Source organism: Rhodoferax sp. (assembly GCF_014859475.1).
In the GTDB taxonomy this organism is placed as follows: Bacteria; Pseudomonadota; Gammaproteobacteria; order Burkholderiales; family Burkholderiaceae_C; genus Rhodoferax.
Genome location: NZ_JACUUE010000091.1, coordinates 1 through 10115, shown reverse-complemented (window position 1 = coordinate 10115; position 10115 = coordinate 1). Strand labels below are relative to the sequence as shown.

Genomic DNA, 10115 nt, shown 5'->3' with positions numbered 1-10115 from the left:
GTGCCCACGTTGACGTGGGGCTTGGTGCGCGTGAATTTTTCTTTTCCCATTTTGAGACTCCGAAAATAAAACAGTTAAATGACCAAATCGATGGTGCCCATTCCGGGAATCGGACCCGGGACCTCTCCCTTACCAAGGGAGTGCTCTGCCACTGAGCCAAATGGGCTATATGCTGCATCCATGGCACTGGAGCGGGAGACGGGAATCGAACCCGCGTCATTAGCTTGGAAGGCTAGGGTTCTACCATTGAACTACTCCCGCCTCGAAGCTGAACCCGTCAACCTGTCAGCGCCTTCGCTTCAGTGCCACATTCAATTTCAAATCTGGTGGAGAGGGATGGATTCGAACCATCGTACTCGTAAGAGGGCAGATTTACAGTCTGCTGCCATTAACCACTCGGCCACCTCTCCACGGTGAACCCCGGATTATGCCATTAAGTTTCGGTTAAAGCGCAACCCACTGCGTATTTTTCAGCAGCCGGGCGATTTGACATGCTGATCGCACCAGGCTCTGGCCTGCGAAAAATGGCCACAGCCGATGAATGGCACCGGTGGCCGCAAGGCAGAAAACGGCGACGGGTGGTTGGCGCACAACACCAGATGGCGTGCGCCATCGATCAACGCGCGTTTGCTTTGGGCATGATTGCCCCACAGCATAAAAACCACAGCTTGAGAATGGTCTGAAACTGCCTTGATGATGGCATCGGTGAGCGGCTCCCAGCCCTTGCGGGCGTGGCTGGCAGGCTGCCCTTGCTCAACCGTCAGGCAGGTGTTGAGCAACAAAACCCCATGCCGCGCCCAGCGCACCAGGCTGCCGCCGGGAACCGGGAAAGACGGCAGCGGCTCGCCCAGATCGCGCTGCAATTCCTTGAAAATATTGCGCAGCGACGGCGGCAGCGCCACGCCAGGTGCCACTGAAAAAGCCAGACCTTCGGCCTGACCTGGCCCGTGGTACGGGTCCTGCCCCAAAACCACCACCCGCACCGCCTCCGGTGGCGTCAGTTCCAGCGCACGCAGCGGTTGCGGCGGGTAAATGATGGCGCCTGCAGCCAGCCGTTGTTGCAAAAAAACCAGTAGCTGACAGCCCGCCTGCGAGGCAAAAAACTGATCCACCAAGCCTTGCCAGCCCGGCGCGACCGGCCAGTCACTGGGGTCGGCGCTTGGCAACCGACCTGGGGGCGTGGCGTTTGCATCCGACACGGCAGCAAGGTCCATGAGACTCAGCCAAACAGCGCGGCCAGCGCTTCGCCGGGCTCTTTGGCGCGCATGAAGGCCTCGCCCACCAAAAAGGCATTGACGCCAGCGGCGCCCATGCGCAGTACGTCGTCGCGGCTGTGGATGCCGCTTTCACACACAAGCAAGCGATCGGCCGGGATGTCCTTCATGAGCGTGAGCGTGGTCTCGAGCGACACCTCGAAGGTCTTGAGGTTGCGGTTGTTGACGCCGATCAGCGGCGTTTTGAGCCTGAGGGCGCGTTCCAGTTCGGGTGCGTCGTGCACCTCCACCAGCACCGCCATGTCCAGACTGTGCGCAATTTGCTCAAAGTCCTTCATTTGCGCGTCGTCGAGGCAGGCAGCAATCAACAAAATGGCGTCCGCTCCACAAGCTCGCGACTCGTAAATTTGGTACGCATCGACCATGAAATCCTTGCGCAGCACCGGCAGCGGGCAGGACGCCCGCGCCTGCTTGAGGTAATCGATGCAGCCCTGGAAAAATTGCTGGTCGGTGAGCACCGACAGGCAGGCCGCGCCATATTCGGCGTAGCTTTGGGCAATGTCGGCGGGAATGAAGTCGGCCCGCAGCACGCCTTTGGACGGGCTGGCTTTTTTGATCTCGGCAATCACCGCAGGTTGAGCGGCGGCAATTTTGGCGCGCAGGGCACCGACAAAGTCGCGCGTCAGCACCCGGCTTTCAGCATCGAAACGCATTGCGGCAAGCGATTTGCGCTTGATGGCGGCGGCCACTTCTACGTGCTTGACCGCCACAATTCTGGTCAAAATATCAGTCATGTTGGTTGGGCTCTTGCGAACCTTTCTTTAAGACGTTGACAATCACGCGGTGCATGACCAGCCCCGCGACGATGAAGAGCGCCGAGACGCCGATGGCAATCCAGGCCCCGTCGGCATTTAACAAACTCATCTCAGGCCACGCTCAGGGCGTGGGCCGTGGTGACCAGCGCGTCGAGCTTGGCCTTGGCGGCGCCCGATTCAATCGCGGCGCGCGCCCGGTCAATGCCAGCTTGCATCGAATCGACCACATTGGCCGCATACAGCGCCACGCCGGCGTTGAGCACGACGATTTCCTTGGCCGCACCGTCCACGTTGTCGAGCACCCCCAGCAGCATGGCACACGACTGCTCGGGCGTCTCGACCTTGAAAGCGCGGTTGCTGGCCATGGCCAGGCCGAAGTCTTCGGGGTGAATCTCGTACTCGGTGACGACACCGTTTTTGAGCTCGCCGACCAGCGTGGCCGCGCCCAGGCTGACCTCGTCCATGCCGTCCTTGCCATACACCACCACCGCGTGGTCGGTGCCCAGGCGCTCCAGTGCGCGCACCTGAATACCGACCAGGTCGGGGTGGAACACGCCCATCAAAATGTTGGGCGCACCGGCCGGGTTGGTCAGCGGCCCGAGCAGGTTGAAGATGGTTTTCACACCCATTTCACGGCGCACCGGTGCCACATTTTTCATTGCCGGGTGGTGGTTGGGGGCAAACATGAAGCCCACGCCGACCTGCTCGATGCATTGGGCAATGGCCTCGGGCGACAGGTTGATGTTGACGCCGAGCGACTCCATCACGTCGGCGCTGCCGCTCTTGCTCGACACGCTGCGCCCGCCATGCTTGCTGACCTTGGCACCGGCCGCTGCCACCACGAACATGGCGCAGGTGGAAATATTGAAGGTGTGCGCGCCGTCACCGCCGGTACCGACAATGTCCACCAGATGGGTTTTATCGGCCACATGGACCTTGGTGGACACCTCGCGCATCACCTGCGCCGCCGCGGTGATCTCGCCGATGGTTTCCTTCTTGACGCGCAGGCCGGCAATGAACGCCGCCAGCATCACCGGGCTCCACTCGCCGGCCATGATCTGGCGCATGATGTGCAGCATTTCATCGTGAAAAATCTCGCGGTGCTCGATGGTGCGCAGCAACGCTTCTTGCGGGGTCATTTTGAGGGTATTGGACATGGGTATCTCCGAAAATATTCAATAAACAGGATTGTCGGACAGGGCTCAGTACACGGCCGACCCGGCGACATGCGCGCTCGCCGCTGCAACAGCCTGGCCCCTGAAAAACTGCCGGATGCAGGCCAGGGCGTGGTCGATACCGGCCTCATCGACGTCCAGATGAGTGACAAAGCGCAGGCCGATCAGGCCAGTGGCCAGCACGCCATGCTGCGCCAGGTGTGCCAGCAAGGCCGGGGCACGGCCGTCGGCCACATCGACAAACACAATGTTGGTTTGCGCCGAGCGCACGCGCACGCCGTCGATGCCTGACAGCCCCAGTGCCAGCCGTTGCGCCAGCGCATGGTCTTGCGCCAGACGCTCGATGTGATGGTCGAGCGCGTGCGAGGCCGCGGCGGCCAGCACACCTGACTGGCGCATGCCGCCGCCGAGCATTTTGCGCCAGCGCAGCGCACGGCCAATCAGCGCCTGCGAGCCGCATAAAGCAGAGCCCACCGGCGCGCCCAGGCCCTTGCTGAAGCACACCGAAACGCTGTCGAAATAGCTGGCGATGTGGCGCGCCGCCGCAAAGGCATCGGCGCCCGCTTGCGGCGTGGCCACCGCTGCGTTGAAGAAGCGCGCGCCGTCCAGATGCGTGGCCAGGCCGTGCTCGCGCGCCAGATCGGTCGCTTGCGCCAAATAACTCAGCGGCATCGGGTGACCGTTCCAGGTGTTTTCCAGGCACAGCAAGCGGGTGCGGGCAAAGTGAATGTCTTCGGGCTTGATGGCGGCGGCAATGTCGGCCAGCGCCATCTCGCCAGTTGAGCCTTGCGCCAGCGGTTGCGGCTGAATGCTGCCCAGCACCGCCGCACCGCCGCCTTCGTAACGGTAGGTGTGGGCATTCTGACCGACGATGTATTCGTCGCCGCGCTCGCAGTGCGCCATCAAGGCGCACAGGTTGCTCTGCGTGCCCGTGGGCATGAAGAGCGCGGCTTGCTTGCCGGTGATGTCGGCAATGCGCGCCTGCAGTGCGTTAACGCTGGGGTCGTCGCCAAACACGTCGTCGCCCACGGGCGCCGCCATCATGGCCGCACGCATGGCCGCTGTCGGTTGTGTGACGGTGTCGCTGCGCAGGTCCACCCTGCGGGCTTGGTGATCAGGCATGTTTCAAACGTTTCTTGGTTTCAGGAAGTTGGCCAGCATGGCGTGGCCGTGCTCGGTGAGGATGCTCTCGGGGTGAAACTGCACGCCCTCGATGTCGAGGCTGGTGTGCTTGATGCCCATGATCTCGCCATCATCGGTCCAGGCGGTCACCCTCAGGCAGGCCGGGCAACTGGCGCGCTCGATCGACAGCGAGTGGTAGCGGTTGACCGTGAACTGCGCGGGTAGCCCGGCAAACACGCCCTCCTGGGTGCTCGTGATGACACTGGTTTTGCCGTGCATCAGCTGCTGCGCCCGGACGATCTTGCCGCCGAACGCCGCACCAATCGCCTGATGGCCCAGACAGACGCCCAGAATCGGCAATTTGCCGGCAAAGTGCTGGATGGCAGCCACCGAAATGCCGGCTTCAGCCGGGGAGCAGGGGCCGGGGGAAATCACCAGCCGGTCCAGATCTCCGGCAGCCAGCCGCGCATCGATGTCGGCCAGCGTGATTTCGTCATTGCGCGCCACGCTCACCTCGGCCCCCAGCTCGCCCAGGTACTGGACGATGTTGTAGGTAAAGCTGTCGTAGTTGTCGATCATCAACAATTTGGTTTTTTTCATGTCTTACTCCAGCCCTTCTTCCACCAGCTCTGCGGCCCGCAACAAGGCCCGCGCCTTGGCTTCGGTCTCGCGCCACTCCATCTCGGGCACGCTGTCGGCCACCACCCCTGCTGCGGCCTGCACGTAGAGCATCCGGTCCTTGATGATGCCGGTGCGAATCGCAATGGCCACGTCCATGTCGCCGGCGTAGCTCAGGTAACCGCAGGCGCCGCCATAGAGGCCGCGCTTGGTGGGCTCGAGCTGGTCGATGAGTTCCATGGCGTGCACCTTGGGTGCGCCGGTGAGCGTACCGGCCGGAAAAGTGGCCTTGAGCACGTCCATGCTGGTCATGCCGGGCAGCAAGCTGCCTTCGACGTTGCTCACAATGTGCATCACATGGCTGTAGCGTTCCACACAAAAGGCGTCGGTCACCTTGACACTGCCAATCTCGGCAATGCGGCCAATGTCGTTGCGCGCCAAGTCGATCAGCATCACATGCTCGGCGCGTTCCTTGGGGTCGTTGATGAGTTCCACCTCGGCGGCCTTGTCCAGCTCTGGTGTGGCACCGCGCGGGCGCGTGCCGGCCAGTGGGCGGATGGTGATTTTTTGCACCGGCTGGCCATCTTGCAACACTTGCTCCTGGCGCACCAGAATCTCGGGGCTGGCACCCACCACAGAGAAGTCAGCGCCGTCCGCCGTGGCACCGCTGAAGTTGTAGTAATACATGTAGGGGCTGGGGTTGAGCGAGCGCAGCGCGCGGTACAGGCTCAATGGGCTCTGGCTGTAGGGCTTCTTGATGCGCTGACCCACTTGCACCTGCATGAAGTCGCCACCGGCAATCAGCGCCTTGGCGCGCTCCACGGCGGCGATGTAATCGGCCTTGGCGAAGTCGCGCACGGCGGGTTGGCCCGGGCTGGCGAGCACCTGCGGCGCGTGCACCGGTTGATCGAGCATGCCTTTGAGTTGCGCCAGCCGTTCGGTGGCACGCGCATAAGCCCGGGGCTGGGTCGGGTCGGCATACACCATCAAATAGAGCTTGCCCGACAGGTTGTCGATGACGGCCAGTTCTTCGCACTGCAGCAGCAAAATGTCGGGGCAGCCCAGCTCGTCGGGCGGGCACGAATGCTGCAGTTTTTTCTCGATGTAGCGCACCGCGTCATAGCCAAAGTAACCCGCCAGGCCGCCGCAAAAGCGCGGCATGCCGGGTTGCAAAGCCACCTTGAAGCGTTTTTGGTAGTCGGCAATGAAATCAAGCGGGTTGGTGCGGCTGGTTTCCACCACCACACCCTCGGTCACCACCTCGGTGCGCGCCGCATCGCCAAAGCCGCTGGCGCGCAGCAGCGTGCGCGCGGGCAGGCCAATGAAGCTGTAGCGGCCAAAGCGCTCGCCGCCCACCACCGACTCCAGCAAAAAGCTCAGCGGTGCGCTGTTGGTCAATTTGAGGTAGAGCGAAAGCGGCGTTTCCAGGTCGGCAAAAGCCTGCGCCACCACCGCAATGCGGTTGAAACCCTGGGCGCTTAAAGCATTGAATTCAGGTTCGGAGATCACAGTGACATCTTTCTATCTGGTAAGGGGCTGAACTGTCAAAGACCTGTTCGACACCCCGACAGACAAGACGATGCGCGGGGTCAGGCCAGGGCGGGCATGGCACGGCAGAAGCGCCAGGGCCAGGCTCCCCGGTTAGCGCAACCTGTGATCTGAATTTGATGCGAGAACATGCAATTAACGTGAAAGAACGTCGTCATTGCGAACGAAGTGACGCAATCCATGCACCCGGAAGGCATGGATCGCCACGCTTCGCTCGCGATGACGGTACGCTTTCATCATTTGGGGCATCGCTCTGGATTCATGAAAGTTAGTGTAGCAAAGATGCAGCAACGACTCGGCGTTAATCGGTGCCCACCGTGTGTATTTCACCCGCGATCACCGCCAGCACGGCGGCGCCGTAAGCCTCCAGCTTGCGTGCGCCCAGACCGCTGATGTGCTGCAAATCCGCCAGCGATTGCGGTGCACGCTCGGCAATGGCCGCCAGCGTGGCATCGTGAAAAATCACATAGGCGGGCAGGTTGTGCTCTTTGGCCACGCCGGCGCGCCACGCCTTGAGGTTGATGAAACGCACCATCGCGTCCTGGCCCAGACTGGCAGCCGCCGGTGCGGGCGCCGTGCGGTTGCGGCTGCGTTTATCGGGGCGCTGACTTGATGATTGACGCAGGCGCACCGGCACTTCGCCGCGCAGCACGCCGCGCGAGTCTGCGGTCAGGTGCAAGGTGCTGAAACCCTCGTTGTTATGCACATGCAGGGCGCCAATGGCAATGAGCTGGCGCATCACCGCGCGCAACTGGCTCTCACTGTAATCGGCGCCCAGGCCAAAGGTGCTCACGCTTTGGTGGCCGCGCTGCGTCACCTTGTCGGTCAGCTTGCCACGCACGATGTCCATGGTGTGGCCGGCGCCAAAAGACACGCCGCTGCTTTGCTGCAGCCGATAGACGGTGGAGAGCAGCTTGCGCGCCGCGTCGGTGGCGTCCCACACCTCGGGCGGTTGCAGGCAGTTGTCGCAATTCCCGCAGGGCTGACTGGCCTCATCAAAGTAGCGCAACAGGCGCACCCGGCGGCAGTCGGTGGCCTCGGCCAAGCCCAGCAGCGCGTCGAGCTTGCCGCGCAGACACAGCTTGAAATCTTCTTCGGCCGGGCTCTCATCGATCATGCGGCGCTGGTTGACCACGTCTTGCAGACCGTAGCACATCCAGGCATCGGCGGCCATGCCGTCACGCCCGGCGCGGCCGGTTTCCTGGTAGTAGCCCTCGATGTTTTTCGGCATGTCGAGGTGCGCCACAAAGCGCACGTCGGGCTTGTCGATGCCCATGCCAAAGGCGATGGTGGCCACCATCACCACGCCCTCACCGCGCAGAAACTCGTTCTGATTGGCCTGGCGCACCTTGAAATCGAGCCCGGCGTGGTACGGCAAGGCATGGATGCCGGACTGCGCCAGCATGTCGGCAATTTCCTCCACCCGTTTGCGCGACTGGCAATACACCACACCGGCATCGCCCGGATGCTCACGCTCAATAAAACGCAGCAGTTGGGTGCTGGCGTCCTTTTTCTCAACAATGGTGTAACGGATGTTGGGCCGGTCGAAACTGCTGACAAACTGCGCCGCTGCTTCCAGCTGCAGCCGCTCCACGATGTCGGCACGCGTGAGCGCGTCTGCGGTGGCGGTCAGCGCCATGCGCGGCACGCCCGCATAGCGCTCGTGCAGTACCGAGAGCGCACGGTATTCGGGCCGGAAGTCGTGCCCCCACTGACTCACGCAATGCGCCTCGTCAATGGCAAACAGGCTCAGTTGCCCGCGTTCATGCAAGGCATCGAGTTGCGCCAGAAAGCGCGCCGTGGTGACGCGCTCCGGGGCGGCGTACAACAGCGTGATCTCGCCGCGCAGCAGGCGCTGTTCGGTCTGATAGGCCTCTGCGCTGCTCAGTGTGGAGTTCAAAAACGCCGCGCTCACGCCGGCCTCATGCAGCGCACCGACCTGGTCGTGCATCAGCGCGATCAGCGGCGAAATCACCACGGCGATGCCTTGGCCGGCACGTTGGCGCGCAATGGCCGGAATCTGATAACACAGGCTTTTGCCGCCGCCGGTGGGCATCAACACCAGCGCGTCGCCCCCGGCGATCACATGGCGAATGATGTCTTGCTGCGGCCCGCGAAAACTCGGGTAGCCAAAAACCTCTTGAAGAATGGACTCGATGGACAAGATAAAGGGCAATGAAATAAGTGGGGCTGGGGTCGGCTGAGCAAGCCCTAAAGGCCGGTTCGACTCAGGACTGCATCCTCGGCAGACCGTCAAAACACCAAGCGGATAACCCACATCGCAACGCAACGGCCAAGCGCACGTCAATGAACAAGGCACCGGGATTGTTCTGGATCAGAGCCCAGGCTTGCTGGGAGAGCATGTGTTTCATGCCGCTATTGTCCAGGGTTTTGACCAGACCGGGCATCGGTCAGGCCCCTGTTTTCTACAATCGAGCGCCTATGACAACCCAAAATTACACCCGCGGACAAAAGCTGCCCGAGATTCTGCAGCACCGCATCCTGGTGCTCGACGGCGCCATGGGCACCATGATTCAGCGCTTCAAGCTCAACGAAGCGCAGTACCGCGGCGAGCGTTTCAAGGACTTCCATAAGGATGTTAAAGGCAACAACGAGCTGCTCAGCCTGACACGCCCCGACATCATCCGCGACATTCATGAGCGCTACCTGGCCGCTGGTGCCGACCTCATTGAGACCAACACCTTTGGCGCCACCCGCATCGCCCAGTTGGATTACGACATGGCCGACCTGGCCTTCGAGATGAACCTGGCATCAGCCAAACTTGCGCGCGCCGCCTGCGACAAGTTTTCCACCCCCGACAAACCGCGTTTTGTGCTGGGCGCGCTCGGCCCCACACCCAAGACCGCCAGCATCAGCCCCGACGTGAACGACCCCGGAGCGCGCAACGTCACGTTCGAGCAGCTGCGCGCCGCCTACTACGAGCAGGTGGACGCGTTGGTGCAGGGCGGTGCCGATGCGCTGCTGGTGGAAACCATTTTCGACACGCTCAACGCCAAGGCTGCGCTGTTTGCCATCGACGAATTTTTTGAGGCCAGCGGCGAGCGCCTGCCCATCATCATCAGCGGCACCGTGACCGACGCGTCCGGGCGCATCCTGAGCGGCCAGACCGTGACCGCCTTCTGGCACAGCGTGCGCCACGCCCAGCCTTTGGCCGTGGGCCTGAACTGTGCGCTGGGCGCTGCGCTGATGCGCCCGTACATCCAGGAGCTGGCCAAGGCCGCCCCCGACACCTTCATCAGCTGCTACCCCAACGCCGGCCTGCCCAACCCGATGAGCGACACCGGTTTTGACGAAACCCCGGCAGACACGAGCCGTCTGGTGGGCGAATTTGCCGCCGAGGGGCTGGTCAATATCGTCGGCGGCTGCTGCGGCACCACGCCCGAGCACATTGGCGCGATTCACGACAAGGTGGCGCCCTTGCCCGTGCGCAGACTCCAGCGCAACGTGTTCTACCGCGAGGTATCCCCAGACGTATCAGCCTGACTGTCATCGCAGCTTAGCCAACTCGAATGACGAAACATAGTCGTCACTGCGAGCCCCCGAATCGGGCCCGATACCGCACACGGACCTTGAACCGTCATCGCGAGCGAAGCGCGGCGATC

9 protein-coding genes and 3 tRNA genes are annotated in these 10115 nt (G+C 62.4%); 1 reads left to right on the top strand and 11 read right to left on the bottom strand.

The genetic code is table 11. From position 1 onward, the window contains the following. Positions 1-91: 91 nt before the first annotated feature. The 11 genes from IBX54_RS09250 to recQ form a co-directional block, all read right to left on the bottom strand. Positions 92-166 (bottom strand) — tRNA-Thr (locus IBX54_RS09250). 21 nt (positions 167-187) lie between these two features. Continuing rightward, a tRNA-Gly gene (locus IBX54_RS09245) sits at positions 188-261 on the bottom strand. Between the two features lie 63 nt (positions 262-324). After that, positions 325-410 (bottom strand) — tRNA-Tyr (locus IBX54_RS09240). A 60-nt stretch (positions 411-470) separates the two neighbouring features. After that, a complete protein-coding gene (locus tag IBX54_RS09235) occupies positions 471-1214 on the bottom strand; it encodes a uracil-DNA glycosylase (protein ID WP_296542365.1) in 744 nt (247 codons plus the stop codon). A 5-nt stretch (positions 1215-1219) separates the two neighbouring features. Then, positions 1220-2008, bottom strand: coding sequence for an indole-3-glycerol phosphate synthase TrpC (gene trpC / locus IBX54_RS09230; protein ID WP_296542364.1), 789 nt, complete (start codon positions 2006-2008; stop codon positions 1220-1222). Continuing rightward, positions 2001-2138 carry a hypothetical protein gene (locus tag IBX54_RS09225; RefSeq protein ID WP_296542363.1) on the bottom strand — a complete coding sequence of 46 codons (138 nt, stop codon included), beginning with the start codon at positions 2136-2138 and terminating at the stop codon, positions 2001-2003. The genes trpC and IBX54_RS09225 overlap by 8 nt, the downstream gene beginning before the upstream one ends. Before the next feature lies 1 nt (position 2139). After that, positions 2140-3186 carry an anthranilate phosphoribosyltransferase gene (gene trpD, locus IBX54_RS09220; protein WP_296542362.1) on the bottom strand — a complete coding sequence of 349 codons (1047 nt, stop codon included), beginning with the start codon at positions 3184-3186 and terminating at the stop codon, positions 2140-2142. 45 nt (positions 3187-3231) lie between these two features. After that, complete coding sequence (gene ltaE / locus IBX54_RS09215) at positions 3232-4326, bottom strand: low-specificity L-threonine aldolase (protein ID WP_296542361.1); 1095 nt, start codon at positions 4324-4326, stop codon at positions 3232-3234. 3 nt (positions 4327-4329) lie between these two features. After that, a complete protein-coding gene (locus IBX54_RS09210) occupies positions 4330-4926 on the bottom strand; it encodes an aminodeoxychorismate/anthranilate synthase component II (RefSeq protein WP_296542360.1) in 597 nt (198 codons plus the stop codon). Positions 4927-4929: 3 nt separating this feature from the next. Continuing rightward, positions 4930-6453 carry an anthranilate synthase component I family protein gene (locus IBX54_RS09205; protein ID WP_296542359.1) on the bottom strand — a complete coding sequence of 508 codons (1524 nt, stop codon included), beginning with the start codon at positions 6451-6453 and terminating at the stop codon, positions 4930-4932. A gap of 340 nt (positions 6454-6793) precedes the next feature. Further along, a complete protein-coding gene (gene recQ, locus IBX54_RS09200; RefSeq protein WP_296542366.1) occupies positions 6794-8659 on the bottom strand; it encodes a DNA helicase RecQ in 1866 nt (621 codons plus the stop codon). A 275-nt stretch (positions 8660-8934) separates the two neighbouring features. On the opposite strand from recQ, the gene IBX54_RS09195 reads away from it, so the two are divergent. After that, positions 8935-9996, top strand: a complete 1062-nt coding sequence (locus IBX54_RS09195; protein WP_296542358.1) for a homocysteine S-methyltransferase family protein — start codon at positions 8935-8937, stop codon at positions 9994-9996. Positions 9997-10115 lie beyond the last annotated feature (119 nt).